This is a genomic window from Amycolatopsis sp. ATCC 39116 (assembly GCF_000231075.2).
Lineage (GTDB): Bacteria > Actinomycetota > Actinomycetes > Mycobacteriales > Pseudonocardiaceae > Amycolatopsis_E > Amycolatopsis_E tucumanensis.
In genome coordinates this window covers 68313-94080 of sequence record NZ_AFWY03000011.1, presented here as the reverse complement: position 1 = coordinate 94080, position 25768 = coordinate 68313, and the positions used below count along the sequence as shown (strand labels likewise).

The following is a 25768-nucleotide window of genomic DNA, read 5'->3' as shown; positions in this document are numbered from 1 at the left end:
CCGACCCGAACAACCCTCCATGAACAGGGGAAACGTCGGCTACAGGTTGCGGGGTTTCACTCCCGGCGGCTCACGTCCAAACCCCGCGAACCCCGCAACTCTGCGGGGTTCGCGGAGTTCGCCCAACCCGCCGATGCCAACAAACCCCGCGAGCAAATCCCCAGCTCCAGGGCCACTTTGCGGGGTTTGCGGGGTTTGAAACGCACTTCCGGCACTCCGCCCAGATATTCCGCCGACCACCCCCGTACCCGCCTTCCAAGCCTCGCGCTTGGGTTCACCGTCCGTAGTCAGCCTGGACAGGAGGAATGCCTATGCCGCGAACGCCTGCCCACGTCGGAGACAGCCGCAAGGAGCGCCGAACCACGATGGCTACCGCAACCCGCTACCTCACGATCAAGCAGTTCTGCGAGGAGTTGGACGTCGCGCAGTCCACGTTCCACGACTGGCGCGCGAAAGGGCTAGCGCCGCGCTGCATCAAGCTGCCGAACGGGCAGATCCGGATTCGTCGCACCGATCTGGATGCCTGGCTGGAGGCCCGAGAGCTTGCCGGGGTCGCCGCTTGATGGACACCACGTACGACGTCACGATCTGGAAGATCGAGACCCGGCACGGGCGACGGAAGACCACGTACCGAGTGGTGTGGGTCGTGGCGGAGGGGCGGTTCCGTCGCACCTTCGACACCTGGGCGCTCGCCGACAGCTTCCGCTCGGACCTGGTTCAAGCATCGCGCCGCGGTGAAGCGTTCGACCGGGTCCAGGGCTTGCCGATTTCGATGCTCCGCGCGGAAGTCGAGATGTCCTGGTTCGACTTCGCCTGCAAGTACATCGACGCGAAATGGCCTCGGGCGGCGGGGAAGTCCCGGGCCGGCAACGCTGACGCGTTGGCTTCCGCCACGCCCGCCCTCTTGCGCACAGAACGCGGCGCTCCGGAGCCTGAGGTTCTGCGCCGTGCCCTCACCGGGTGGGCGTTCAACACGAAGCGTCGTGATACGCCGAAACCAGCGGAGATCGAGCGGGCGCTGAAGTGGGTCAAGGCCAACACGGTGCCTGTTTCGCGGCTCAATGACGAGGCCGTTCTGCGGGAGGTGCTGGAGCAGATCTCACTCAAGCTGGACGGAAAGCAGGCGGCAGCCAAGACCGTTAATCGAAAGCGGGCCGTTCTTTACAACGCGCTCGACTACGCCGTCGAACTGAAGGCACTCACCGCGAACCGTCTCTCGAAGGTGAAGTGGACCATGCCGAAAACTGCCCGGGCGATCGATAAGCGAGTGGTCATCAACCATGACCAGGCGAAGAAGTTGTTCGCGGCGGTCGCTGCGCAGAAGGTGGACGGCCAGCCTCGCCGATCCGCCGGGCCGGCACTCGTCGCCTACTTCGCCTGCATGTACTACTCCGCGCTGAGGCCCGAGGAAGTCGCGATGCTGCGGAAGCAGGACCTGCAATTGCCCGAGAAGGGGTGGGGCGAGTTGCTGCTGTCGGAGACGGCGCCGGTCACGGGTGCAGCGTGGACCGACAGCGGAGAACGGCGCGACAGGAGGCAGCTCAAGCAGCGAGGGCAGGGGGAGGTCCGGACAGTTCCATGCCCACCGCCGCTCACGGCCCTCCTGCACGACCACCTGGCGAGGTTCGGGACCGCGGGCGACGGCCGGCTGTTCCGGAATCTCACCGGGGGAGACCTCGCTGAATCCACGATTGGCCGGGTGTGGGACAAGGCCCGCAAGTCTGCTTTCAGCGAGGCGGAGTACGCCTCACCCCTCGGCAAGCGGCCCTATGACCTGAGGCACGCGTGTGTGTCCACCTGGCTCGCCGCCGGTGTCCCGTCGACCCAGTGCGCGGAGTGGGCCGGCCACTCGGTCGCGGTGCTGCACCAGATCTACGCGAAGGTCATTGCCGGGCTGGAGTCGGCGGCGCACGCGCGGATCGAGCAGGCGCTCGGTGTCGAGTCGGACCCGCCGGAACGTGGGGGCGAATAGGGGGGAAGGGGCCGGGTTCGGCCGGGGCGACCCGGAGTCAGCCGGAGAAGACGAGATCGGCCCCTCACCTGGTTTCCGCAGGTGAGGGGCCGATTCGCGCAGTTCTGGGGGAGTGCCCCCGGTGAGATTCGAACTCACACTGGACGGGTTTTGAATCCGTTGCCTCTGCCAGTTGGGCTACGGGGGCGGCGCAGCCAGACTTTACGCGCCCCACCTGGCGCCCCGGCAGTGGGGGTAGCCCTGCGTGACGACCGGTCACAGGGGAGTCGATCAACGCGACACGCCGTGCCACGACGTGGTGAACACCATGCCCACCACGTGGTCCGCGTCATCCACCAACTGGATCGTTCCGGGTAGGCTCGTGCTGCGGTTAGCCGCATTCCACATTCCGTCGAGCACGCAGGAGGACCCCGGTGACCGAAGAGGCTACCGAGGCCAGCGGTGTGGCCACCGCTCCGCAGCGTCGGGTGCTCGTCGCCGAAGACGAAGCACTGATCCGGCTTGACCTCGTCGAGATGTTGCGCGAAGAGGGATACCAGGTGGTCGGCGAGGCGGGCGACGGCGAAGAGGCCATCAAGCTGGCAGCCGAGCTCAAGCCCGACCTGGTGATCCTGGACGTCAAGATGCCCAAGCTGGACGGCATCGAGGCGGCGTCCCAGATCACCACCGACCGCATCGCCCCCGTGGTCATCCTGACCGCGTTCAGCCAGCGCGAGCTGGTCGAGCGCGCCCGCGACGCGGGCACGATGGCGTACCTGGTCAAGCCGTTCAACAAGCGGGACCTCGTTCCCGCGATCGAGCTGGCCGTCAGCCGGTTCTCGGAGATGCAGGCGCTGGAGGCCGAGGTCGCCAGCCTGTCCGACCGGCTGGAGACCCGCAAGGTCATCGACAGGGCCAAGGGCCTGCTGATGACCCACCAGGGGCTGACCGAGCCGGACGCGTTCCGGTGGATCCAGCGCACCGCCATGGACCGGCGCACGACCATGAAGGCCGTCGCCCAGGCGGTCGTCGAGAGCATCGGTCAGAAGTAACCCCGCGCGATCGCGTGGGAGGTCAAACGCTCCGACATCACTCCAACGAGGGCGTGACGGCGCTGCTCATTTGAGCAAAAGGTCACTGGTTGTTATCACCCGGTTGTTGCAATGCGGCAACCGGGTGTAAATCATGCATGAACTATAGTGACCCCCGTCACGATGTGGAAACAAGACAGCGCGTACCGCTGTGCTTGACCTCACCGGGCGGCTACGTTCAGCGCCCGATAGGTCCCATCCCGGGACGGCCGCAGTCCGCGGCCGGCTGGATAGTTGGAGGAACGAGTGTCAGGAGCACGACTCACGCGAGTTCTCGTGCTGGCGGCGGCAGCAACGCTGGCGCTGGGTGCGTGCGCGGCGCGTGATGAGGGGAGCACGTCGGGCGACACCACCGGCTCGGCGGCGGCGCCTTCGCAGGCGGCCGACGCGGCCAACCCGCGCGGCGACGGCAAGGCGGTGTGCTCGGGAGTCTCGATCGCGTACGCGGGCACCATCAACGGCAACAGCGCGGCGCTGGGCCAGAACATCCTGCGCGGCGCCGACCTCGCGGTGAAGCAGCACAACGAGGCCAACCCGAACTGCCAGGTCACGCTGAAGCAGTTCGACACCGAGGGCAAGCCGGACAAGGCCCCGGGCATCGTCACGCAGGTCATCAACGAGTCCGACATCCTCGGCGTCGTCGGCCTGCCGTTCTCGGGTGAGTCGAAGGCCGCGGGCAACCTGTTCAACCAGGCCGGCCTGGTCACGATCAGCCCCTCGGCGACCAACCCGGCGCTGGCCGACAACGGCTGGAAGACCTTCTTCCGCGGCATGGGCAACGACTCCGTGCAGGGCCCGGCCGCGGCCAAGTTCCTCACCGAGACGCTCAAGGCCAACAAGGTCTGCGTCGTGGAGGACGACTCCGAGTACGGCATCGGCCTGGCCAACGCCGTCAAGCAGGCGCTCGGCTCGAAGGCCTCCTGCACCGACAAGGTGAAGACCGGTCAGACCGACTTCTCCGCGGTGGTCAACAAGATCGCCACCGAGAACCCGGACGCCGTCTTCTACGCGGGTTACTACCCCGAGGCGGGCCCGTTCGCGCAGCAGCTGAACGACAAGGCCGTCACCGCCAAGTTCGTCGGCCCGGACGGCGTGAAGGACAACGAGTTCCTCAAGGGTGCCGGCGGCGGCGCGACCAACGCCTACTTCACCTGCCCGTGCGTCCCGGAGGACAACTTCCGCGACTTCACCGCCGCGTTCAAGGCGGTCGAGGGCGCCGACCCGGGCACCTACTCGCCCGAGGGTTACGACGTCACGACCATCCTGCTCAAGGGCATCGACAGCGGCATCAAGGACCGCGCCGCGATGCTGAACTTCGTCAAGAACTACGACGGTCAGGGCCTGACGAAGAAGTTCAAGTGGAACGACAAGGGCGAGCTCTCGGACACCCCGGTGTGGAGCTACCGCGTCGAGAACGGAAAGATCGTCAACAACGGCCAGATCAGCTAACGACCTGACCTATCGGGCATGCACGCGGCCGACCGTCGCGTGCATGCCCGATCCATACCCGGGAATAGAGTGAACCCTTGTACCCCGCGATGACCCCATTCCTCGCGCAGTCCGAGCCGTGGATCTCCTTCGACGTGGCCGGCCTCGCGGAGCAGTTCTGGAACAACACCGTGGACGGCCTGGCGCAGGGCGGCATCTACGCCCTGGTGGCGCTGGGCTACACCCTCGTCTACGGCGTTCTCAAGCTCATCAACTTCGCGCACTCCGAGGTCTTCGTCGTCGGCGCGTTCGCGACCTGGCTGACGTTCTACGGCCTCGGTTTCCGCTCCGGCGCCACGCCCGACCTGTCGATCGTCGAGCTGATCCTCTTCCTCGGCCTCGCCTGCCTGGCCGCGATGGCCGTCTCCGGCGGCACCGCGGTGCTGCTGGAACGGGTGGCCTACCGGCCGCTGAGAAAGCGCAACGCGCCGCGCCTGGTCTTCCTGATCACCGCGATCGGCGCCTCGTTCGCCATCCAGCAGACCCTGCGCCTGATCTTCGGCCTCAACCAGCAGCCCCAGATCCGGCTGCTGCAGCCGGAACCGCTGTTCCGGATCTTCGGCGCCACGGTCACCAACATCCACGTCATCCTCGTGGTGGCGGCGGTCGTGCTGTGGTTCGTGGCCGACTACTTCGTCAACCGGACCCGCCTCGGCCGCGGCATCCGCGCGGTCGCCCAGGACCCGGACACCGCCACGCTGATGGGCGTCAACAAGGAACGGGTCATCGTCATCACGTTCCTCGTCGGCGGGCTGCTCGCCGGCGCCGCCGCGCTGTTCTACATGATGCGGATCCCGCAGGGCGCCATCTACAACGGCGGCTTCCTGCTCGGCATCAAGGCGTTCACCGCCGCGGTGCTCGGCGGCATCGGCAACCTGCGGGGCGCGCTGCTCGGCGGGCTCCTGCTCGGCCTCGTGGAGAACTACGGCCAGTCGCTGTTCGGCGGCGAGTGGAAGGACATCGTGGCGTTCGTCGTGCTGATCGTCGTCCTGATGTTCCGTCCGACCGGCATCCTCGGCGAGTCCCTCGGGAAGGCACGCGTATGACGACCCAGACCGTGAGCGCGCCGCCGAAGCGCCGCTCCATCCGCGAGCAGTGGAACAACCTGTCCCGGCCGGCCCAGTGGGCGATCCTCATCCCGGTCGTGGTGCTGATCTACTTCCTGCCGGTGCTCAACCCGCCGCTGATCGCGACGACCGGCACCGACTTCCCGACCGCGATGTTCGACGTGGCCCGCTACGCGCTGGTCGCGATCGGGCTCAACGTGGTGGTCGGCCAGGCCGGCCTGCTGGACCTGGGCTACGTCGGCTTCTTCGCCGTCGGCGCCTACGTCGCGGCGCTGTTCACCAGCCCGAACTCCAGCCTGGCGAAGCTGCCCTACCTGTGGACGCTGCCGCTGGCGATGGCCGTCACGATGATCTTCGGCATCATCCTCGGCGCGCCGACCCTGCGGTTGCGCGGTGACTACCTGGCGATCGTCACGCTCGGGTTCGGCGAGATCATCCGCCTGGTGGCGGACAACGTCGACCCGCTGCGCGGCCAGTCCGGCTTCGAGCGGGTCGGCACCGACGCGAACGGCACGCCGTTCTTCGCCAACGCCACCGCCTGGTACTGGCTGACGATCACGATCATCATCGCGATCCTGCTGCTGGTCGGGAACCTGGAACGCAGCCGGGTCGGCCGCGCCTGGGTGTCGATCCGCGAGGACGAGGACGTCGCCGAGATCATGGGCGTCCCGGTGTTCAAGTTCAAGATCTGGGCGTTCGTCATCGGCGCCGCGATCGGCGGCCTGTCCGGCGCGCTCTACGCGGGCAAGCTCGGGTTCGTGAACAACCAGTCGTTCGACGTCATCACCTCGATGCTGTTCCTGGCCGCGGTGGTGCTCGGCGGCGCGGGCAACAAGGTGGGCGTGCTGCTGGGCGCGGCCGTGGTGGCGTACCTGCCGCTGCGGTTCGTGCAGCTGGCCGAGTACAACTACCTCATCTTCGGCATCGCGCTGATCATCCTGATGATCTTCCGCCCGCAGGGCCTGCTCGGCGCCCGCCAGCGCCTGCTGGCCCGCGGACGGCAGGCCTACCAGCGGCTGCTCGGCCGCGGTGAGCAGATCAGCGGGGAGAGCGCGCTGGCCGCCGACACGACGGGAGGTCCCCGATGAGCCACCCCAGCGAGGAGACCCCGGTCGAGGGCGGCCTGGTCGCCGAGGTCGCCCGGATGACGCCGGAGGAGCTCGCCGAGCACGAGGCCGAGGTCGCCGAGGCGGTCGCCGTCGACCGCGACATCAAGGTCGAGGTCGGCGAGACCCTGCTGGAGATGCGGGACGTGACGCTGAAGTTCGGCGGCCTGACCGCGCTGGACTCGGTGTCGTTCGGCATCCGCCGCGGCGAGATCCTGGGCCTGATCGGGCCCAACGGCGCCGGCAAGACCACCTGCTTCAACGCGATGACCGGGGTCTACCGGCCCACGTCGGGGCAGGTGCTGCTGGAGGACAAGCCGCTGGGCAAGGCCACCCGCCACCAGATCACGCAGCGCGGCATCGCCCGCACCTTCCAGAACATCCGGCTCTTCGGCGAGATGACCGCGCTGGAGAACGTCGTGGTCGGCACCGACGCCCGCCACAAGACCAGCGTTCTCGGCGCGCTGCTGCGGCTCCCGCGGCACCACCAGGAGGAGAAGACCGCGGTCGAGCGGGCCATGGCGCTGCTGGAGTTCGTCGGCATCGCCGACCGGGCCGCGGACAAGGCCAAGAACCTCCCGTACGGCTACCAGCGCCGCCTGGAGATCGCGCGGGCGATGGCCACCGAGCCGAAGCTGCTGTGCCTCGACGAGCCTGCCGCCGGGTTCAACCCGGCGGAGAAGGAAGAGCTCATGGGGCTGATCCGGAAGATCCGCGACGACGGCTACACCGTCCTGCTCATCGAGCACGACATGAAGCTCGTCATGGGCGTGACCGACCGGATCGTCGTTCTGGAGTTCGGCAAGAAGATCGCCGAAGGACTGCCGGCCGAGATCAGGGAGAACCCCGCTGTGATCGCCGCTTACCTGGGAGTGCCTGACGATGACGCTGCTTGAGCTTGACGGGGTCTCCGTCCACTACGGACGGATCCAGGCGGTCTCGGAGCTGACGCTGCGGGTCGACGAGGGCGAGGTCGTCGCCCTCATCGGCGCGAACGGCGCGGGCAAGAGCACCACGATGCGCGCCATCTCCGGCATCCGCCCGCTGTCGGCGGGCCGGATCACCTTCGCCGGCGAGGACATCACGAAGCTGCGCGCCGACCTGCGGGTCGTCCGCGGCATCTCGCAGGTGCCCGAGGGGCGCGGGGTGTTCCCGGGGATGACGGTCGCGGAGAACCTGGACATGGGCGCCTACGCGCGCAAGGACCGGAAGAACCTGCAGCCCGACCTGGACCGCGTGTTCGACCTGTTCCCGCGCCTTGCGGAGCGGCGCAACCAGGCCGGCGGCACGCTGTCCGGCGGTGAGCAGCAGATGCTGGCCATGGGCCGGGCGCTGATGGCCAAGCCGCGTCTGCTGCTGCTCGACGAGCCCTCGATGGGGCTCGCGCCGCAGTTCATCCAGCAGATCTTCCGGATCGTCACGGAGATCAACAAGCAGGGCACCACGGTGCTGCTGGTGGAGCAGAACGCGCAGCAGGCGCTGTCCCGCGCCCACCGCGCGTACGTGCTGGAGACCGGCCGGATCACCAAGACCGGCACCGGCACCGAGCTGCTGGCGGACTCCGCGATCAAGGAGGCCTACCTGGGCGTCGCCTGATCGGGTGGACCTGGAACGAGAAGGGCCCCGGCGCTCGTGCGCCGGGGCCCTTCTTCGTGGTGGATCAGCGGCTGCCGGGGGCGGCGTCGCGCACCAGGCAGGACAGGCGCGCGGTGCAGGTGCGGCGACCCTGGTCGTCGGTCAGCACGATCTCGGCGGTGATGGTGCCGCGGCCGACGTGCAGCGGCGTCGCCACGCCGGTGACCAGGCCTTCCCGCGCGGCGCGGTGGTGGGTGCAGGACAGCTCGAACCCGAGCGTGGCCTTGTCCGCGCCCGCGTTGAGCGCCGCCACGGTCGAGCCCAGCGCCTCCGCGAGCACGGCGTTCGCGCCGCCGTGCAGCAGGCCGTAGGGCTGCAGGTTGCCCTCGACCGGCATCGTGCCGACCACCCGCTCCGCCGTGAGCTCGACGAACTCGATGCCGAGCTTGTCGTTGAGCTGCTGCTCCGCGACGCGCGGATCGATGCCCGCGAGCTGCTCGCGGATGGCTTCGGAGAGGTTCTCGGACAACGCGGGTGACTCCTCGGTGAGACGACGGCAAGGCACGACGACCGCTCGCGCGGTTCTGTCGGTGCCCCACCCTAGACTCGCACCCGTGAGCCCCAGCCAGAACCAGCCAGTAGCCAACACCACAGCGACGGCGCCCGCGGAAGGACGGCCGCGGCTGTTGCTGATCGACGGCCACTCGATGGCCTACCGCGCCTTCTTCGCCGTGCCTGCCGACCGGTTCAAGACCTCCACCGGCCAGGTCACCAACGCGGTGTTCGGGTTCACCTCGATGCTCATCAACCTGCTGCGCGACGAGCAGCCGACGCACCTCGCGGTGGCGTTCGACGTGTCGCGGCAGACGTTCCGCTCGGCGACCTTCGCCGACTACAAGGCCACCCGGACGTCGACGCCGGACGAGTTCAAGGGGCAGGTCGACCTGGTCAAGGACGTGCTCGGGGTGCTCGGCATCCCGGTGCTGACCAAGGACAACTACGAGGCCGACGACATCATCGCCACGCTGACCACGCAGGCCACGGCCGAGGGCTACCAGGTCCTGATCTGCACCGGCGACCGCGACGCGCTGCAGCTGGTGGACGACTCGACGACGGTCCTGTACCCGCGCAAGGGCGTGTCCGACCTGGTCCGCTACGACCCGGCCGGGGTGGCGGAGAAGTACGGGCTCACGCCGTCGCAGTACCCGGACTTCGCGGCGCTGCGCGGCGACCCGTCGGACAACCTGCCGGGCATCCCGGGCGTCGGGGAGAAGACCGCCACCAAGTGGATCCAGCAGTTCGGGTCGCTGGACGCGCTGATCGACCGGGTCGACGAGGTCAAGGGCAAGGTCGGCGACGCGCTGCGCGCCCACCTGAGCTCGGTGACGCTCAACCGCCAGCTCACCGAGCTGGTGCGGGACGTGCCGCTGGACGCCACGCCGGGCGACCTCGCGCTCAAGCCGTGGGACCGGGACGCGGTCCACCGGCTGTTCGACGAGCTCGAGTTCCGGGTGCTGCGCGACCGGCTGTTCCAGACGCTGTCCAGCGCGGAGCCGGAGGCCGAGTCCGGGTTCGAGGTGGAGGGCGCCGCGGTGCCCGCGGGCGGTCTCGCGGCGTGGCTGTCGAAGCACACCAAGGCCGGCCAGACCGTGGGCCTGTCCTTCCGCACCACCGGGTCGTCGGTGCGGTCGGACATCCAGTCGATCAGCCTGGCCGCGCCGGGCGGCGAGGCCGGGTACGTCGACGTCACCGCCCTGGACGAGGCCGACGAGCAGGCGCTGGCCGCGTGGCTGGCCGACCCGGCGATCGCCAAGGCCGGGCATGCGCTGAAGGTGCCGCTGCACGCGCTGCGGGCGCGCGGCTGGAAGCTCGCGGGCCTGGCGATGGACACCGAGCTGGCCGCGTACCTGGTCCGGCCGGGGCAGCGGTCGTTCGAGCTGGACGACCTGGTGCTGCGGTACCTGCAGCGCGAGCTGCGCAACGACAGCGACTCCGGCGACGGCCAGCTGTCCCTGCTCGACGGCGACGACGGCGACCAGAAGCTGGTGCAGGGCGAGCTGGTCCGCGCCAGCGCGGTCGCCGAGCTGGCCGGCGCCCTCTCCGCCGAGCTGGAGAAGATCAGCGGCACCAGGCTGCTCGGCGACATCGAGCTGCCGTTGCTGCAGGTCATCGCCGAGGTCGAGGCCGCGGGCGTGGCCGTCGACATCGAGCAGCTGACCGCGCTGGAGGCGCACTACGGCGCCCGCGTGAAGCAGGCCGCCGAGGCCGCGTACGGCGTGATCGGCAAGCAGGTCAACCTGGGCTCGCCCAAGCAGCTGCAGGTCGTGCTGTTCGACGAGCTGGGCATGCCGAAGACCAAGCGCACCAAGACCGGCTACACCACCGACGCCGAGGCGCTGCAGACGCTGTACGAGAAGACCGAGCACCCGTTCCTGCAGCACCTGCTGGAGCACCGGGACGCCACCCGGCTCAAGAGCACGGTCGAGGGCCTGCTCAAGTCGGTCGCCGACGACGGCCGGATCCACACCACGCTGCACCAGACGATCGCGGCCACCGGTCGTCTGTCCTCTGTGGACCCGAACCTGCAGAACATCCCGATCCGCACCGAGGAGGGCCGCCGCATCCGCGACGCGTTCGTCGTCGGCGACGGGTACGCGGAGCTGCTCACCGCGGACTACAGCCAGATCGAGATGCGGATCATGGCGCACCTGTCCGAGGACGCGGCGCTGATCGAGGCGTTCCAGTCCGGGTTCGACTTCCACGCGGCCACCGCGGCGCGCGTGTTCGGCGTCGACCCGGCCGAGGTCACCGGGCCGCAGCGGGCGAAGATCAAGGCGATGAACTACGGCCTGGCCTACGGGCTGTCGGCCTACGGCCTGTCGCAGCAGCTGCGGATCTCCACCGAGGAGGCCCGCGGGCTGATGGACGAGTACTTCGCCCGGTTCGGCGGGGTGCGCGACTACCTGCACAGCGTCGTGGTCGAGGCGGGCAAGGTCGGCTACACCGAGACGATCTTCGGCCGTCGCCGCTACCTGCCCGACCTCAACAGCGACAACCGGCAGCGGCGCGAGATGGCCGAGCGGATGGCGCTCAACGCGCCGATCCAGGGCAGCGCGGCCGACATCATCAAAGTCGCGATGATCGGCGTGCACCGCGCGATCGCCGAGGCCGGCCTGCGGTCGCGGGTGCTGCTGCAGGTGCACGACGAACTGATCGTCGAGGTCAGCGAGGGCGAGCGCGACCGGGTCGAGGAGCTGGTGCGGCGCGAGATGGGCGCGGCGTACGAGCTGGCCGTGCCGCTGGAGGTGTCGGTCGGGTTCGGCCGGTCCTGGAACGAGGCGGCGCACTGACGGCATGACGGACCGGGTGGCGGCGGTGGCGCAGGTGCGCCGCGCCAAGGACTGGATGGACGCGCACTACGCCGAGCCCCTCGACGTGGACGCGCTCGCCGCCGTCGCCTGCTGTTCGCGCTACCACTTCATGCGCTCGTTCGCCGCCGCGTACGGGGAGAGCCCGAAGGCCTACCTGACGCGGCGGCGCATCGAGCGGGCGCAGGACCTGCTGCGGTCGGTGAACCTGACGGTCACCGAGGTGTGCCTGGCCGTCGGGTTCACCAGCCTCGGCACGTTCAGCCGCCGGTTCGCCGAGATCACCGGTTCCTCGCCGAGCGAGTACCGGGCGCGGGTGCGCGCGGACGGGCCGCCGCCGGTGCCCGGGTGCTACCTGATGATGTGGACCCGGCCCGCGGCGGGAACAGCACATTCGGAGAAGCCGGGGGACGTCCCAGGTCAGTAGCGTTCTTCCCATCGACCACAGGAGGTTCGCGATGATCAACGGGCTGTCCCACTCCAGCGTGTACGTGCTGGACCAGGATTCGGCGAAGGCGTTCTACACCGAGAAGCTCGGCTTCGAGGTGCGGCGGGACCTGCAGATCGGCGACTTCCGCTGGCTCACGGTCGGGCCGCCCGACCAGCCGGACCTCGACTTCATCCTGATGAAGCCGGGGCCGCCGCAGCACGACGCGGAGACCGAAAAGCAGATCCGGGAACTGGTGGCCAAGGGCGCGTTCGGCGGGGGCGTGTGGAAGACCGCCGACTGCCGCGGGACGCACGCCGAGCTGGCCGCGCGCGGGGTGACGTTCCTGCAGGAGCCGGCCGAGCGGCCGTACGGGATCGAGGCCGTGTTCCGCGACGACTCGGGCAACTGGTTCAGCCTCACCCAGCCGCACGCGTTCGACCCCGGCAAGGACTGGGGCTGATCTTCGCCGGTTCCCGGCCGGATCGGGCGGCGGGACGTGGAAAGGTTTCCGGCGCATTGCGGCGGGGAGAAGGCCACGTCGAGAGGCTGCCCGTGCCGCGAGCAGCAGGTAGCGTGGGGTCATGGCTGGCCGGAAAGCGCTGATCCTGGCGGGTACGGGGATGCTGGCCGGGCTCGCCGAAGTCCTGACCAGGGAGGGCTGGCACGTGGTGCTGCCGTCCCGGCGGTACCACCCGCTCGACTGCGAGGTGCGGCCGGGGGAGGCGGCGCGGCGGTCGATGCGGCCGCCGGGACACCGGCCCTTCCGCGACGGCACGATCCGCCCGTGGGGCGGCGGGAAGGCGATCTGGGTCGAGGCGCACTGGGACCGGCCGCGGGAGCTCGCCGCGAAGGCGGAGCTGGCGCTGCGCGGGCAGGCGGACCTGCTGGTGGCGTGGATCCACGAGCAGTACCGGCGGTCGGTGATGGGCGCGGTGGAGTCCCTGCTCGCCGACGGCGCGCCGGTGGTGGAGGTGCGGGGCGGCCTCAGCGGCACCGGGGCGGTCGAACCGCCCGACCCGCTGCTGCCCCTGCACCCGACCCAGGTGGTGCAGCTGGGCACGGTCTCCGCCTACGACGCCCACCGGTCCCTGGCCCAGGCCGAGATCGCCGAGGGAGTGCTCGAAGCGGTGCGCCGGGCCCTGTCCGGCCACGCGACGTCGACACACCAGATCGGCCAGCTGCGGCCGATGGTGCGCTGAGCCCGCGCGCTGCCGGTCGCGGCCGCGGGCGGGGATCGGACGTTGGTGGGCACATGCGGCTCGGACTGGGACCGCGTGCCGCCGGAATTCGCCGAGGCTTGCCCGAGGCCGGGCGGGTGCGGCCGCTGGTGCCTGGGCGGCCCACTCGGCGCGCGCCAGGGCCGCGTGCCGCGCGAATTTCGCGGAGGCTTGCCGATGCCGGGCGGGGAGCCGCCTCGTTGGTAGGCAGGTGCGGCCGCTGGGGGCCCGCTTGGCGCGCCTGCCAGCCGGGACTGCGTTTCGCTGGATCTGCCGGCCGGATCACGTACCGCGGGGGATCGCCCCGGCGGGCGGCCGAGCGGGGCCAGCGCATCAACCCGGAGCGCTCATTTCCCGCATCTCGGCGAGGCGGTCCGCCAGGAACACCCGCTCGGCCTCGTTCTCCGTCAGGCGCAGAGCGTGCTCGTAGGCGGCGGCCGCCTCGACGGGCCGGCCGAGGCGGCGCAGCAGGTCTGCCTTGATCGCGGGCAGGTAGTGGTACCCGGACAACCGGCGGTCGCCTTCCAGCGCCGTCACCTCGGCCAGCGCCTGCGCCGGGCCGTCGACCATCGCCACCGCCACCGCCCGGTTCGGCGCCACCACCGGCGACGGCCACACCTTCGCCAGTTCGTCGTACAGCACCAGGATCTGCGGCCAGTCCGTCGCCTCGTAGGACGGTGCGCTCGCGTGCAGCATCGCGATCGCCGCCTGCAGGGCGAAACGGCCTGGCGGGCCGCCGCGCAGGGACGTCACCACCAGCTCGTCCGCCTCCGCGAGCGCGGCGCGGTCCCAGCGGGAACGGTCCTGTTCGGACAGCAGCAGGAGTCGGCCCGTCCCGTCCGTGCGCGTCGCCCGGCGCGCGTGCCCTGCCAACAGCAACGCCAGCAACCTCCGCACCTCCCGCGAGTCCGGCACCAGCTCCCGCAGCAGCCGCGCCAGTTCCAGCGCCCGCTCGGCGCACGCCACCCGCATCAGCGACTCGCCCGACGGCGCCGTGTGCCCGGTCGTGAACAGCAGGTGGATCGTCGTCAGCACCGCGTCCAGCCGCTCCGGCCGCTCGGCCGGCGCGGGCATCCGGAACGGGATCCGCGCCGCCGCGATCTTCTTCTTCGCTCGCGTGATCCGGGCCGCCATCGTCGCCGGCGGCACCAGGAACGCCGCCGCGACGTCCGGCGTCGGCACGCCGCACACCAGCCGCAAGGTCAGGGCCACCTGCGCCTCGGCCGACAACGCGGGGTGGCAGCACAGGAACACCAGCCGCAGCGGGTCGTCGGCCACCGGGCTGTCCGCCGCGGGCTCGACCAGCAACGGCAGCTTCGCGCGCAGCGTCGCCGCGCGCCGCAGGGCGTCCAGCGCGTTGTGCCGCGCCGCGGTCGTCAGCCACGCGGCCGGGCGGTCCGGCACGCCGTCGCGGGCCCACGAGTCGAGCGCGGCGGCGTAGGCGTCCTGGACGCACTCCTCCGCCAGGTCGAGATCACGCGTGACGCGCACCGTCGCGGCGAGCACCCTGGCCCACTCGCGGCGGTGCGCGTCGGCGACGGCGTCCCGGACCCCGGTCACACCTCCATCAACGGCCGCACCTCGACCGCCCCGTCCATGATCGGCAGCAGCTTCCCGATGGCCACCGCCTGGTCGAGGTCGGCGGCCTCGACCACGAAGAACCCGGCGATGACCTCCTTGCTCTCCAGGAACGGGCCGTCGGTCACCGCGCCGCCCTTGTGGATCGTGCGGGCCTGCGCCACCGGCTGCAGCCCCTGCTCGTGCACCACCCGGGCGCCCATGGCCTCGATCTTCGGCCCGACGGCCAGGTTGGCCTCCATGACCTCCGGCGGGATGTCGGCCACGCCGCCGGGGAGTTCCTTTTCGTAGATCAGGATCGCGTACTGCGGCATCGTCACGTCCCCGCTCACCAGTTGCCCGTTTCCGGCCCCATCGCACCACATTCGAGCCCGCCCGCGCGCCGGTAGCGGTGCAGCAGCCCGCCGCGCGGCAACCGCTCGGTGTGGGTCAGCTCCAGCGCGCCCGGACCGGCGCCGGAGCCGAACAGCCGCTTGCCCGACCCGATCACCACCGGGAACACCAGCAGCTGGAACTCGTCGACCAGGTCGTGCGCGAGCAGTGTCTGCACCAGGTCGCTGCTGCCGTGGACCTGGATGTCCCCGCCGTCGCCGCGCTTGAGCTCGGCCACCGCCCCGGCGGCGTCCCCGCGCAGCAGCGTGCAGTTGCGCCAGCCCACCTCGGTCAGCGTCCGCGAGGCGACGAACTTCGGCAGCCCGTTCATCAGGTCGCCGAACGGGTCGTCGGCCAGCGGCCACGTCGCGGCGAACTCCTCGTAGGTCTTCCGGCCGAGCAGGAGCGCGCCGGCCCCTCGGGTGAACTCGAGCATCAGCTCCAGCACCCGCTCGCCGATGAACGGCACCGCCCAGCCGCCGTGGGCGAAGCCGCCGTCGCGGTCCTCGTCCGGGCCGCCCGGCGCCTGCATCACGCCGTCGGCCGTCACGAACGCCGTGACCACCAGTTTCCGCATGCCGATCCCTTCCTCACCGGGCGTCCCGGTGACGCCCGCGCCCCTACGGCGAACGAGCGGCCCCGGAATCGACAACCGGCGGGAACTAATCTTGGCGGGCCACGCCCCGGACGAGGAGCATGATGCCCTCGCGCACCTCGGCTCGCGAGCGCTGCGGCTGGAACACCTGCCAGTCCAGCGCGACGACCAGCAGCGTGCCGAACAGCCCGGCCGCCGCGGTCGGCACCTCGATCCCCGGCGGCAGGCGCCCGGCGTCGGCGACCCGCTGCAGCTGCTCCTTCACGATGGAGACGATGTCCTCGCGCAGCAGCGACAGCGTCTCCTGCCACTGGCCCGGCGTCCGCCACAGCTCGCTGACCAGGATCTGCGAGAACCCGCGGTGCCCCGCGATGAACTCCAGCCCGGTGTCCACCAGGGACTCCAGCGCGGCCACCGGGTCCGGCTCGGCCGCGTGCGCCCGCAGCCGCTCGGCGAGCTGCCCGACGCCGTAGCGCAGCAGCGCGTCGATCAACCCGTCCTTGCTGCCGAAGTTGTAGTACACAGTGCCCTTCGCGACCCCGGCCGCCGCCGCGATCTCGTCCACCGTCAGCCCGGCCAGCCCCTTCTCGGTGGCCAGCCGCAGCGTCGCCTCGAACAGCTTCTGCTTGGTGCTCTCGCCGCGCGGGCTCACAGCGACAGCTCCGGCTGCAGCTTCGACACCGTCCACACCCGTTGCCTGCGCGCGGCCAGCGCCGACACCGCGAGCGCGCCCACGAGGTAGGCGACCAGCACCCCGATGTCCAGCAGGTTCCGCAGCGACGCGCCGGTGTAGAGCAGGTGCCGCAGCCCGTCGACCACGTACCCCATCGGCAGCACGACGTGCAGCGGGTACAGCGCGTCCGGCAGGGTCTGCCACGGGAACGTGCCGCCCGCGCTGACCAGCTGCAGCACCAGCAGCACCAGCCCGAGGAACTTGCCGACGGCGCCGAAGAACGCGTTGAGCGCGTGCACGATCGCGGTGAACGTCAGCGATGCCAGGATCGCGAACGCCAGCGCGCCCACCGGGTGCGCGATGTGGATGCCGACGAACCAGGTCACGGCGGCGAACAACACGACGACCTGCGCGATGCCCAGCAGCGCCGAAGGCAGCCACCCGCCGAGCGCGACCCGCAGCGGCGCGGTGCCCGCCGCGATAGCCCGCGACGACAGCGGCCGGATCAGCAGGAACAACACGAATGCGCCGATCCAGGTGGCCAGGGCGAGGAAGAACGGGGCCAGCCCGGCGCCGTAGGTGCCCGCGGAGGCGACGCCGACGGAGTTGACCGCGACCGGGTCGGCGATCGTGTCCGCGGTCGCGGTCCGCGTCGGGTCGCTGGGGTTGGGGATCTGCTGGAGCCCGTTGTTCAGGCCGTCCCGCAGCTGGCCGGCGCCGGTCGCCAGCTCCCGCGTGCCGGACAACGCGGTCTTCTCGCCGTCGTTGAGCTGGTTCGCGCCGGCCGAGAGCGTGTTCGCGCCGTCAGCGGCCTGCGCGATGCCGCCGGACAGCGCGGGCGCCGAGTTCGCCAGCGTGGCGGCCCCGGCCGCGACCTGCCGCGCCCCGTCGGCGAGCTGGTTCAGCTGGGCCGACGTCTGCTGGATCCTCGAGTTGGCCTGGTCGACCGGGGCCCGCAGGTCGCCGAGCACGCCCTGCACCCGCTCGATGTCGGCCTCGGACAGCCCGGCCGCGCGCAGCCGGTCGGTGAGCTGGTTGTTCACGTCGTCGAGGTTGCGCACCAGCTGGGCGGACCCGCTCGCGACGGTGGACCCGGCCGCGGCGACCTGGCTGTTGCCGTCGGCGACCTGCTGGGCGCCGTCGGCCAGCTGCCGGGTGCTCTGCGGCAGGGTCGCGGTGCTCGACCGGAGCGTGGACAGCCCGGACGACAGCTGGGCGCTGCCGGTGGCCAGCTGCTGTGCCCCGTCGGCGAGCTGCTGCTGGCCGGTGAGCAGCCGGTTCGCGCCGTCGGCGAGCTGGGTGGCGCCGGTCGCGGCCTGCTGGGTCTGCTGGTAGATGGTCGAAAAGCCCATCAGGAACCGGTTCGCGGCCTCGCTGCCCACCTTCTCCGCGATCGTGTCGCGGATCTGCTCGGCGACCTGGTTGGCGATGGTGTGCGAGAGGTAGTTGTTCGCGTCGTTCGTGGTCAGCTGGATCGTGGCGCGCTGCGGGGTGAAGTTGCCGCTGGAGAGCAGCGCGGCGGAGAAGTCGCGTGGGATCGTGATCGTGAACGCGTAGCGGTCGTCGCGCACCCCGGCGTCGGCCTCGGCCGCGGAGACCTCGTGCCACTGGAACGTGCCCGAGCCGACCACCGAGGACGTGACCTCGTCGCCGACGTTGCGGTCGGCGGATCCCGCGTCCTCGTTGACGATCGCCGCGGGCAGCTTGCCGAGGCGGCCGTAGGGGTCGAAGTTGGCGTAGAGGTAGAACGACGCGTACAGCAGGGGGACGAGCACCAGCGCGGCCACGGCGAGCTTGGGCAGCTTGCCGGAGGTCAGGCGGCGCAGTTCCCCGGCGGCGAGCCGGAGGCCGGTCACTGCGGATCTCCTTGCACGAGTTCGGGTTCGGGCTGCTCGGTGCGGCCGAGCAGCGCCGGGGGAGCGGGCAGCGCCCCGGTCGGGGCGGTGGCGGTCAGCACGACGACGGCGAAGCCGCGCTCGGCGTGTTCGCGGGCGAGGCCGGCCCAGCTGGAGACGTCGCTGGTGTGCCGGTCGGGGGTGTCGAGCACGAGCAGCCGCACCCCGGGCCGCGCCGCGGCCAGCGCGGTGAGCAGCCGGGTGCGCTCGGCGGGGGACAGGTGCTCGAACCGGACGTCCGCGCGCCCGGCGAGGTCGTGCTCGGACAGCCACCGCGCGACGGCGTCCTTGCCCGCGGGCAGCCTCCCGATCGACAGCTCCTCGGCGACGACCATCCGCACCGGCAGCGAGTCCTCCGGCGCGGTGATCTCCGGCGCGTCCACCACGGCGCTGACGCGGCGCAGTTTCGCGGCGTCCGCCTTGCCGTCGAGCGTCACGAGCCCGGTCGTCGGCCGCATCCGCCCGGTCAGGGCGAGACCGAACGCGGTCACCCCGGCGCCCGGCTCGCCGTGCGCGAAGACGAGTTCGCCCTCGCCGACGGTGAGCGAGGTCGGCGGCAGCACCGTGCCGTGCGGACCTTCGACGGTGACCCGGTCGGCGTGCACCCGCACAGGATCCCCCTCTTTTGAACTGACTGGTCAGTTCAAAAGCTACGCCCGTCCTCCGGAGCCCGCAACTCGGGGGTCAGCGCAGCGCGGACGCGGGCCGGACCTCCCAGTACGACCACAGCGGCCGGTACCCCTGACGCGGCCAGAACACCGAGGACAGCGGGTTGGCCGGGTTGTAGTAGAGGTAGGTTGCCTGGGCGCCGAGGTCGGCGAACTCGCGGTGCACCCGGCTCAGCAGCGCCCGGCCGATGCCTTCGCCGCGCGCGTGCTCGCTGGTCGCCACGTTGTTGACGTAACCCCACTGCCCGGCGGGCAGCAACTCGGCGGCCCACGACCCGGGCGCCGACTCGACCCACCCGCAGTCGGCCAGCGCGACGGCGACGCCGTCCCGTTCGGCGAGCCAGACCGGCGCGTCCGCGGCGAGGTTGCGCTCCAGCCGCGGCGTGATCAGCTCCGCGGTGCCCGGCCGCCACGGCCCGGCGACCAGGCTGGAGTAGCGGAACGTGGCCATCGACAGCGCCACGACCTCCTCGAGGTCCTCCGGCCGCGCGCGGCGGATCGTCACGCCCGGCGGGGGCGGGTGCTCCTCCGGCGGGCCGGTGCGAACCGCGAGCACGGACAGCGGCACCAGGCCGTGGTCGAGGAACGCGCGCACCGCCTCGGCGTCCCGGCTCGGCCAGGTCACCGTGCACGACGAGTCCGCGCCGGGCGACTCCCGGTCCATCCGGCGCCGCCAGGCGCGCAGCAGCGCGTCCATGCCCGCGGTCCCGGTATCCCCGACGCACGGGAACAGCTGCCACACCTGCGCGGCCGACCACAGCAGGTCGAACGCGCCCGGCTGGTGCCGCTGGACCTGGACCACCCCGGTGACGCGGGTGCCGTCCGCGGTGGCCGCGGTCAGCACCTCGCCCTCCGGCGGTGGCGCGGCGGGCGGCAGCAGCGGGTCCAGCGCGCTGAACCGGGCCCGCTGCGCGGACAGCAGCGCCGCGCTCACGGGCACGCGCGCGCCCGGAAGATCGCCGTGCCCGGGAAGAGCTTGCCCCGCAGCGGGCTCCACTGGCCCCACACCCGGGTGTGCCCGGCCGGCCACTCCGGCTCGATCAGGTCCTCCAGCGCGAACCCGGTGGCCGCCAGCGCCCGCACGTAGTCGCCCACCGTGCGGTGGTACTCCACGTAGGTCGCCTTCCCGTCCCCGTCGACCTCCACGTAGGGGGTGCGGTCGAAGTACGGCTGGCTCGCGGTCAGCCCGGCCGGACCCGGGTCGTCCGGGAAGATCCAGCGGATCGGGTGGGTCACCGCGAACACCCACGGCCCGCCCGGCCGCAGCACCCGGCGCACCTCGGCGAACACGGTCTCGATCGAGGCCACGAAGGGCAGCGCGCCGAACGCCGAGCAGGCCACGTCGACGCTGCCGTCCGCCAGCGGCAGCCGCTCGGCCGTCGCCTGGACCAGCGGGACCTCGATCCCGGTGCGCGCCGCGCCCGCGCGGGCGTGCCGGAGCATCCCGGCCGACAGGTCGAGCCCGACCGGGTGCGCGCCCGCCGTGGCCAGCCAGCGCGAGCACGCCGCCTGGCCGCACCCGATCTCGGCCACGCGGCGGCCGCGCACGTCGCCGAGCAGCCGGGCGTCGGCCTCGCGCACGCCCTCCGGGCACCACACGAAGTCCGCGTCGCCGAGGAAGCCGCCGTGGGTGGCCTGGTAGTCGTCGGCGTCGGCGTCCCACCAGGCCAGGTTGGCCGCCGTCGCCTCGTCCGCGGTCACCTCCCGGTGCGCCACGCCGACCGTGCCGAGCCGGTGTTCGGCGCGGGCGTGCCGGTCCGGGTCGAGGTCGCCGCCGTTGTCGTCTGCCGCCGTCGTCACACCGGTATTCTCACCGGTCAGCCCCGCCGCGTCCGTGCGGGCGACCCTGTTTGTGCCGCGCGTGGGCGGCCGCGTACGATATCTCTAGCGCAGTGGGTTCGCGCTACCTTCCACTCGGCAGAGCTGAGCCGGGTTCCGGGTCGCGCACCGTCGGCGGTGATGCTCCGCGGCCGTTCCGTTGTGAACGTTTGCTCATGGTTGCCGTCGCACGCTCACCGCGCGCGCAAACTGCAAACCTACTCGAGCCGTAAACCAACCGGAGCAACCCACCTAATGACCACCGACACCACCACCGCCCCGACGTCCGGCGCCGCCCAGGTCGCCGTCAACGACATCGGGTCGGAGGAAGACTTCCTCGCCGCGATCGACAAGACGATCAAGTACTTCAACGACGGCGATATCGTTGAGGGCACCATCGTCAAGGTCGACCGCGACGAGGTGCTGCTCGACATCGGTTACAAGACCGAGGGCGTCATCCCCTCGCGTGAGCTGTCCATCAAGCACGATGTCGATCCCGGCGAGGTCGTCAGCGTCGGTGACGAGGTCGAGGCCCTCGTTCTCCAGAAGGAGGACAAGGAAGGCCGGCTGATCCTGTCCAAGAAGCGCGCCCAGTACGAGCGCGCCTGGGGCACGATCGAGGAGCTCAAGGAGAAGGACGAGCCCGTCAAGGGCACCGTCATCGAGGTCGTCAAGGGCGGCCTGATCCTCGACATCGGCCTGCGGGGCTTCCTGCCCGCCTCCCTGGTGGAGATGCGCCGCGTGCGCGACCTGCAGCCCTACGTCGGCCGCGAGCTCGAGGCGAAGATCATCGAGCTGGACAAGAACCGCAACAACGTGGTCCTGTCCCGCCGGGCCTACCTCGAGCAGACCCAGTCCGAGGTCCGCAGCGAGTTCCTCAACGCGCTCGCCAAGGGCCAGGTCCGCAAGGGCGTCGTGTCCTCGATCGTCAACTTCGGCGCGTTCGTCGACCTCGGCGGCGTCGACGGTCTGGTGCACGTCTCGGAGCTGTCCTGGAAGCACATCGACCACCCGTCCGAGGTCGTCGAGGTCGGCCAGGAGGTCACCGTCGAGGTGCTGGACGTCGACATGGACCGCGAGCGCGTGTCCCTGTCGCTGAAGGCGACCCAGGAAGACCCGTGGCGCCAGTTCGCCCGCACCCACGCGATCGGCCAGATCGTGCCGGGCAAGGTCACCAAGCTCGTCCCGTTCGGCGCGTTCGTCCGCGTCGAGGAGGGCATCGAGGGCCTGGTGCACATCTCCGAGCTGGCCGAGCGCCACGTGGAGATCCCGGAGCAGGTCGTGCAGGTCGGCACCGAGGTCATGGTCAAGGTCATCGACATCGACCTGGAGCGCCGCCGGATCTCGCTGTCGCTGAAGCAGGCGAACGAGGGCTTCACCACCGACACCGAGTTCGACCCGACGCAGTACGGCATGGCCGCCGAGTACGACGACCAGGGCAACTACATCTACCCCGAGGGCTTCGACCCCGACACGCAGGAGTGGCAGGAAGGCTACGACAAGCAGCGTGAGGAGTGGGAGCGCCAGTACGCCGAGGCGCACGCCCGCTACGAGGCCCACATGCGGCAGATCGCCAAGGCTGCCGAGGCCAGCGCCCAGGCGGCGGCCGAGGAGGCCACCGGTGGTCCGGTCGGCGGCGGCGAGCAGAACTACAGCTCGACCGGCGGCGGCTCGGAGCAGCGCAGCGGCGGCACCCTCGCCAGCGACGAGCAGCTCGCGGCTCTGCGCGAGAAGCTCTCGGGCGGTGCGTGAGCCCTCGCGGCTGAGTGACTGATCCGTGGCCCCCGGTCCTGCTTGGACCGGGGGCCACGGTCGTTCCCGGGGCCGACCCGGCGCTCGTTGCCGGTGTGGCGCTGGACAACGGGTTCCGTCGGCCGTTCGGCTGCCGCCTCAGGCGAGTTCGAGGTCCAGCCCGTTGATCATCGCGCGGATGCCGGATCCGAACACCTCGTCGTAGGCGTCGTCGGTGGTCTCGATGAACCACTTCGGCGGCGGGTTGCGCGCGCGGTGCGTCAGCTCGACGCTCACCAGCCCGTGCATCGTGGTCCAGATCAGGTATCCGGTGACGTTCGGGTCGCGGCCGGGCGGCGTCACCGGCGCCACGCGGTCCACCAGCAGGTCGAAGCTGCTCCGCTGCGCGAACGCCCGCAGGTCCGGGTCCGGGTCGAACCCGGGCACCGACTGCTCGAACATGAACGCGTACCGCGCCGGGCTGTCCAGCGCGAACCGGCGGTAGGCGCGGGCCAGCGCGAGGATCCCCGCTGCCGGATCGCCGGAAACCGGCGGCACCGCCCGGAACTCCTCGTGCAGCATCTCGAAAGTGCGCTCGTACAAGGCGTCCAGAACCCCGTTGCGGCCGCCGAAGCGCGTGTAGACCCCGATCGTCGACGTGCCGGCCGCCTCGGCGACGCTGCGCACCGTCAGCCCGGCCACGCCCTGCTTGAGGAGAACCGTCAGCGCGGCCTGCAGGAAGCGTTCCCTGCTGTGGCTGTCGCCGTGGCCGTGTCGGGTGGCCATCCGCCGCGCACCCCCTTCGCTCTCCTGGAAGCAACTTAGGGCATAACGCGCGTTATCGCGCCCCCGCCACGGCAGGCATGATGAAGTCGTGGCAGTCGACTTGGTCTTCCGCGGGCGGCGCGTCGTCGCCGACCGCGCGCTCGTGATGGCGATCGTGAACCGCACGCCCGACTCGTTCTACGACCGGGGCGCGTCCTTCGCGGACCCGGACGCGCTGGCGGCCGTCGACCGGGCCGTCGCGGAGGGCGCGGACATCGTGGACATCGGCGGGGTCAAGGCGGGCCCCGGCAGCGACGTCGGGGTCGACGAGGAGACCCGCCGGGTGGTGCCGTTCGTCGCGGAGATCCGGCGGCGGCACCCGGGCCTGGTGATCAGCGTGGACACCTGGCGGCACGAGGTCGGGCGCCTGGCCTGCGAGGCCGGGGCTGACCTGCTCAACGACACCTGGGCGGGCGCCGACCCGCGGCTGGCGGAGGTCGCGGCCGAGTTCGGCGCCGGGTACGTGTGCTCGCACACCGGGGGAGCGGTGCCGCGCACGCGCCCGTTCCGCGTCCGCTACGAGGACGTCGTCGGCCAGGTGATCGAGGAGATCACCCGCCGGGCCGAGGAGGTCGTGGCGCTCGGCGTGCCCCGCGGCGGGGTCCTGATCGACCCGACGCACGACTTCGGCAAGAACACCTGGCACAGCCTCGCCCTGCTGCGGCACGCGAGCGAGCTGACCGCGACCGGCTGGCCCGTCCTCATGGCACTGTCCAACAAGGACTTCGTGGGGGAGACCCTCGGCGCCGGCGTCACCGAACGGCTGGACGGCACGCTGGCCGCCACCGCGCTCGCGGCCAGGGACGGCGCACAGGTGTTCCGGGTGCACGAGGTCCAGCAGACGCGCCGCGTGCTGGAGATGGTGGCGACGATCGCGGGGGAGCGCCCACCGGCTCAGGCGGTGCGCGGCCTGGCCTGAGCCGGGCGCCGGACGGCGGACGGCGGAAAGCGCTATCGCGCGGAGCCGTTGAGCCCGTGCAGCACGCGCTGCAGGATCTGCGAGTCCAGGAACTCCGGCTCCGGCAACGGCTCCTCGGCCGGGTACTCGGTCGCCGGGCTGGGCATGCGGTGCGGGGAGCGCGTCGGGAGGGCCCCGGTCAGGCCGGCCGGCAACGGCAGCTCGCACCAGGCCGTGCGGTGCCCGCCGGGCAGGGCGACGGTGTTGATGGTCCAGCCGGGCAGCTCGGGGGGTTCGCCGGGGCGGTCGTCGTCGAGTTCGACGACCACGACGTCGCGGTGCAGGCGCAACCGGACGGTCAGGAAGCGGGGCGATCGCCGGTCCGCCCCTTCCACCGAGGACCGCACCAGGTGCCGGATGACGGTCGCCGCGTCGTCGGCCAGTGGCCGCAGTTTCCACTCCAGGAGGGCGAAACGGACGAACATCTCGGCGCAGCTGACGGCGGTCGGTGCAGCCACGAGCCGAAGGTCGTCTACCTGGGTGGTCGCGGTGGTCACGCCAATCCTCCCTAACATCCCCGTGGCCCGGCGAGCGCCACGAGACCGTACCTGTCGATCATCCCCGCTGGTGCGCGAGACCCTACGGCAAGGCTCGCGACAAAGCGAGAGCCGCCGTGCGCACCGCTGGAGAGACGCGCTCGACCCGGACCCGGTTGCTCCAGCCCGAGATCGAAATCGCGGCCCGTGCCCGGCCGGTCGCGCCGAGCACTGGACTGGCTGCACAGGTTACGCCCACCCCGGATTCCTCCCGCTCGTAGGCGACCCCCTCGTCGCGGATCCGGGTCAGCTGCCGCCGCAGCAGCCCGGGCGCGGTGATCGTGCGCGGGCCGACCCTGGTCAGGCCGGCCGCCAGCACGGTGTCCAGCACGGACGCGGGGGAGTGCGCCAGGATCGCCTTGCCCACCGCGGTGGCGTGCGCGGGAAACCGGCCGCCGATGCGCGAGGGCAGGGCGGGCGCGTCCGGGCCGCGCACGATGTCGAGGTACACCACCTCGGTGCCTTCCAGTACCGCGAGGTGCACCGTGTTGCGGGTGGCTTCGCGCAGATCGGCCAGGTAGGGGCGGGCGGCGTCGACGAGCCCGCGTTCGCGCCCGGCGAGCTGCCCGATCTCGAACAGCCGCAGCCCGAGCCGCACCGCGGTGCCGTCCCGTTCCAGCAGTCCGTGCGTGACCAGGTGCCCGGTCAGCCGGTGCACCGACGACTTCGGCAGGCCGGTGCGGCGCGCGAGTTCGGACGCGCCCAGCGCCTGATCGCCCGGCCGGAACGCGCCGAGCAGCGCGGCGATCCGGGCGGCGGTCATCCCGTCGTCCCGCTCAGCGGCACACATGCGTTGAGTGTGCCGCACTCCGGGGCGCACCGTGGA

General features: G+C 71.2%; 26 protein-coding genes and 1 tRNA gene. 14 read left to right on the top strand and 13 right to left on the bottom strand.

The annotated features are described in order from the left end of the window. The first annotated feature begins 365 nt into the window (after positions 1–365). Entirely contained in the window at positions 366–563 is a 198-nt protein-coding gene (locus AMY39116_RS0315360; RefSeq protein WP_020418520.1) for an AlpA family transcriptional regulator, read from the top strand. Further along, entirely contained in the window at positions 563–1972 is a 1410-nt protein-coding gene (locus AMY39116_RS0315355) for a tyrosine-type recombinase/integrase (RefSeq protein ID WP_020418519.1), read from the top strand. The genes AMY39116_RS0315360 and AMY39116_RS0315355 overlap by 1 nt, the downstream gene beginning before the upstream one ends. 113 nt (positions 1973–2085) lie before the next feature. Here AMY39116_RS0315355 and AMY39116_RS0315350 read toward each other — a convergent pair. Further along, a tRNA-Leu gene (locus AMY39116_RS0315350) sits at positions 2086–2159 on the bottom strand. A 226-nt stretch (positions 2160–2385) separates the two neighbouring features. Between AMY39116_RS0315350 and AMY39116_RS0315345 the strand changes: the two genes are divergently transcribed. The 6 genes from AMY39116_RS0315345 (at position 2386) to AMY39116_RS0315320 (ending at position 8299) form a co-directional block, all read left to right on the top strand. Next, positions 2386–3003, top strand: a complete 618-nt coding sequence (locus AMY39116_RS0315345; protein WP_017988040.1) for an ANTAR domain-containing response regulator — start codon at positions 2386–2388, stop codon at positions 3001–3003. A gap of 315 nt (positions 3004–3318) precedes the next feature. Continuing rightward, complete coding sequence (locus AMY39116_RS0315340) at positions 3319–4491, top strand: branched-chain amino acid ABC transporter substrate-binding protein (protein WP_020418518.1); 1173 nt, start codon at positions 3319–3321, stop codon at positions 4489–4491. A gap of 89 nt (positions 4492–4580) precedes the next feature. Next, entirely contained in the window at positions 4581–5576 is a 996-nt protein-coding gene (locus AMY39116_RS0315335; protein WP_020418517.1) for a branched-chain amino acid ABC transporter permease, read from the top strand. After that, a complete protein-coding gene (locus AMY39116_RS0315330; protein ID WP_020418516.1) occupies positions 5573–6685 on the top strand; it encodes a branched-chain amino acid ABC transporter permease in 1113 nt (370 codons plus the stop codon). The genes AMY39116_RS0315335 and AMY39116_RS0315330 overlap by 4 nt, the downstream gene beginning before the upstream one ends. Continuing rightward, positions 6682–7599 carry an ABC transporter ATP-binding protein gene (locus AMY39116_RS0315325; RefSeq protein ID WP_020418515.1) on the top strand — a complete coding sequence of 306 codons (918 nt, stop codon included), beginning with the start codon at positions 6682–6684 and terminating at the stop codon, positions 7597–7599. The genes AMY39116_RS0315330 and AMY39116_RS0315325 overlap by 4 nt, the downstream gene beginning before the upstream one ends. After that, positions 7592–8299 (top strand): ABC transporter ATP-binding protein, encoded by a 708-nt coding sequence (locus AMY39116_RS0315320; RefSeq protein ID WP_323807007.1) that lies wholly within the window; start codon positions 7592–7594, stop codon positions 8297–8299. The genes AMY39116_RS0315325 and AMY39116_RS0315320 overlap by 8 nt, the downstream gene beginning before the upstream one ends. Positions 8300–8363: 64 nt before the next feature. Here AMY39116_RS0315320 and AMY39116_RS0315315 read toward each other — a convergent pair whose 3' ends face one another. Next, the gene (locus AMY39116_RS0315315; RefSeq protein ID WP_017988046.1) at positions 8364–8807 is read right to left on the bottom strand and encodes a hotdog fold thioesterase; all 444 of its coding nucleotides are present in this window, start codon (positions 8805–8807) and stop codon (positions 8364–8366) included. Positions 8808–8892: 85 nt separating this feature from the next. Between AMY39116_RS0315315 and polA the strand changes: the two genes are divergently transcribed. The 4 genes from polA to AMY39116_RS0315295 all read left to right on the top strand — a co-directional run bounded on the left by polA (position 8893) and on the right by AMY39116_RS0315295 (position 13275). Beyond that, positions 8893–11628 (top strand): DNA polymerase I, encoded by a 2736-nt coding sequence (gene polA, locus AMY39116_RS0315310; RefSeq protein ID WP_027935944.1) that lies wholly within the window; start codon positions 8893–8895, stop codon positions 11626–11628. A gap of 4 nt (positions 11629–11632) precedes the next feature. Then, complete coding sequence (locus tag AMY39116_RS0315305) at positions 11633–12073, top strand: helix-turn-helix domain-containing protein (RefSeq protein ID WP_020418513.1); 441 nt, start codon at positions 11633–11635, stop codon at positions 12071–12073. Positions 12074–12104: 31 nt separating this feature from the next. Beyond that, entirely contained in the window at positions 12105–12536 is a 432-nt protein-coding gene (locus tag AMY39116_RS0315300) for a VOC family protein (RefSeq protein ID WP_020418512.1), read from the top strand. Positions 12537–12657: 121 nt separating this feature from the next. Further along, entirely contained in the window at positions 12658–13275 is a 618-nt protein-coding gene (locus tag AMY39116_RS0315295; RefSeq protein ID WP_235716134.1) for a hypothetical protein, read from the top strand. 351 nt (positions 13276–13626) lie between these two features. On the opposite strand, the gene AMY39116_RS0315290 is transcribed toward AMY39116_RS0315295, so the two are convergent. From AMY39116_RS0315290 to AMY39116_RS0315255, 8 genes are all read right to left on the bottom strand, one after another. Further along, a complete protein-coding gene (locus AMY39116_RS0315290) occupies positions 13627–14853 on the bottom strand; it encodes an RNA polymerase sigma factor (RefSeq protein WP_020418510.1) in 1227 nt (408 codons plus the stop codon). Next, the gene (locus AMY39116_RS0315285) at positions 14850–15203 is read right to left on the bottom strand and encodes a YciI family protein (RefSeq protein WP_020418509.1); all 354 of its coding nucleotides are present in this window, start codon (positions 15201–15203) and stop codon (positions 14850–14852) included. The genes AMY39116_RS0315290 and AMY39116_RS0315285 overlap by 4 nt, the downstream gene beginning before the upstream one ends. After that, positions 15200–15820: a dihydrofolate reductase family protein gene (locus AMY39116_RS0315280; RefSeq protein ID WP_020418508.1), complete on the bottom strand. Its 621-nt coding sequence runs from the start codon at positions 15818–15820 to the stop codon at positions 15200–15202. Before AMY39116_RS0315280 ends, AMY39116_RS0315285 begins: the two co-directional genes overlap by 4 nt. An 85-nt stretch (positions 15821–15905) precedes the next feature. Next, entirely contained in the window at positions 15906–16490 is a 585-nt protein-coding gene (locus AMY39116_RS0315275) for a TetR/AcrR family transcriptional regulator (RefSeq protein ID WP_020418507.1), read from the bottom strand. Continuing rightward, positions 16487–18367, bottom strand: a complete 1881-nt coding sequence (locus AMY39116_RS0315270) for a YhgE/Pip family protein (protein ID WP_020418506.1) — start codon at positions 18365–18367, stop codon at positions 16487–16489. The genes AMY39116_RS0315275 and AMY39116_RS0315270 overlap by 4 nt, the downstream gene beginning before the upstream one ends. Continuing rightward, complete coding sequence (locus AMY39116_RS0315265) at positions 18364–19017, bottom strand: ATP-binding cassette domain-containing protein (protein WP_020418505.1); 654 nt, start codon at positions 19015–19017, stop codon at positions 18364–18366. The genes AMY39116_RS0315270 and AMY39116_RS0315265 overlap by 4 nt, the downstream gene beginning before the upstream one ends. A 73-nt stretch (positions 19018–19090) precedes the next feature. Then, positions 19091–20014 carry a GNAT family N-acetyltransferase gene (locus AMY39116_RS0315260; protein WP_020418504.1) on the bottom strand — a complete coding sequence of 308 codons (924 nt, stop codon included), beginning with the start codon at positions 20012–20014 and terminating at the stop codon, positions 19091–19093. Beyond that, the gene (locus tag AMY39116_RS0315255) at positions 20005–20874 is read right to left on the bottom strand and encodes a class I SAM-dependent methyltransferase (protein WP_020418503.1); all 870 of its coding nucleotides are present in this window, start codon (positions 20872–20874) and stop codon (positions 20005–20007) included. The genes AMY39116_RS0315260 and AMY39116_RS0315255 overlap by 10 nt, the downstream gene beginning before the upstream one ends. 273 nt (positions 20875–21147) lie before the next feature. Between AMY39116_RS0315255 and rpsA the strand changes: the two genes are divergently transcribed. Continuing rightward, complete coding sequence (gene rpsA, locus AMY39116_RS0315250) at positions 21148–22644, top strand: 30S ribosomal protein S1 (RefSeq protein WP_017988058.1); 1497 nt, start codon at positions 21148–21150, stop codon at positions 22642–22644. 138 nt (positions 22645–22782) lie between these two features. Here the strand turns inward: rpsA and AMY39116_RS0315245 are convergent, their stop codons facing one another. Beyond that, positions 22783–23409 carry a TetR/AcrR family transcriptional regulator gene (locus AMY39116_RS0315245; RefSeq protein ID WP_020418502.1) on the bottom strand — a complete coding sequence of 209 codons (627 nt, stop codon included), beginning with the start codon at positions 23407–23409 and terminating at the stop codon, positions 22783–22785. 145 nt (positions 23410–23554) lie between these two features. Here AMY39116_RS0315245 and folP point away from each other — a divergent pair, with 145 nt between their 5' ends. Then, entirely contained in the window at positions 23555–24367 is an 813-nt protein-coding gene (gene folP, locus AMY39116_RS0315240; RefSeq protein WP_051123536.1) for a dihydropteroate synthase, read from the top strand. Positions 24368–24399: 32 nt separating this feature from the next. Here folP and AMY39116_RS0315235 read toward each other — a convergent pair whose 3' ends face one another. Both AMY39116_RS0315235 and AMY39116_RS0315230 read right to left on the bottom strand, forming a co-directional pair. Beyond that, positions 24400–24864 carry a hypothetical protein gene (locus AMY39116_RS0315235; RefSeq protein ID WP_235716133.1) on the bottom strand — a complete coding sequence of 155 codons (465 nt, stop codon included), beginning with the start codon at positions 24862–24864 and terminating at the stop codon, positions 24400–24402. Positions 24865–24985: 121 nt separating this feature from the next. Continuing rightward, complete coding sequence (locus AMY39116_RS0315230; protein WP_027935942.1) at positions 24986–25732, bottom strand: IclR family transcriptional regulator; 747 nt, start codon at positions 25730–25732, stop codon at positions 24986–24988. Positions 25733–25768 lie beyond the last annotated feature (36 nt).

Excerpts from the sequence above, each read along its gene's own strand:
- AMY39116_RS0315360 (WP_020418520.1), top strand. The coding sequence starts at position 366 with ATGGCTACCGCAACCCGCTACCTCACGATCAAGCAGTTCTGCGAGGAG.
- AMY39116_RS0315355 (WP_020418519.1), top strand. The coding sequence starts at position 563 with ATGGACACCACGTACGACGTCACGATCTGGAAGATCGAGACCCGGCAC.
- AMY39116_RS0315335 (WP_020418517.1), top strand. The coding sequence starts at position 4,581 with ATGACCCCATTCCTCGCGCAGTCCGAGCCGTGGATCTCCTTCGACGTG.
- AMY39116_RS0315330 (WP_020418516.1), top strand. The coding sequence starts at position 5,573 with ATGACGACCCAGACCGTGAGCGCGCCGCCGAAGCGCCGCTCCATCCGC.
- AMY39116_RS0315325 (WP_020418515.1), top strand. The coding sequence starts at position 6,682 with ATGAGCCACCCCAGCGAGGAGACCCCGGTCGAGGGCGGCCTGGTCGCC.
- AMY39116_RS0315305 (WP_020418513.1), top strand. The coding sequence starts at position 11,633 with ATGACGGACCGGGTGGCGGCGGTGGCGCAGGTGCGCCGCGCCAAGGAC.
- AMY39116_RS0315300 (WP_020418512.1), top strand. The coding sequence starts at position 12,105 with ATGATCAACGGGCTGTCCCACTCCAGCGTGTACGTGCTGGACCAGGAT.
- AMY39116_RS0315295 (WP_235716134.1), top strand. The coding sequence starts at position 12,658 with ATGGCTGGCCGGAAAGCGCTGATCCTGGCGGGTACGGGGATGCTGGCC.
- AMY39116_RS0315280 (WP_020418508.1), bottom strand. The coding sequence starts at position 15,820 with ATGCGGAAACTGGTGGTCACGGCGTTCGTGACGGCCGACGGCGTGATG.
- rpsA (WP_017988058.1), top strand. The coding sequence starts at position 21,148 with ATGACCACCGACACCACCACCGCCCCGACGTCCGGCGCCGCCCAGGTC.
- AMY39116_RS0315245 (WP_020418502.1), bottom strand. The coding sequence starts at position 23,409 with ATGGCCACCCGACACGGCCACGGCGACAGCCACAGCAGGGAACGCTTC.
- folP (WP_051123536.1), top strand. The coding sequence starts at position 23,555 with ATGGCGATCGTGAACCGCACGCCCGACTCGTTCTACGACCGGGGCGCG.
- AMY39116_RS0315230 (WP_027935942.1), bottom strand. The coding sequence starts at position 25,732 with ATGTGTGCCGCTGAGCGGGACGACGGGATGACCGCCGCCCGGATCGCC.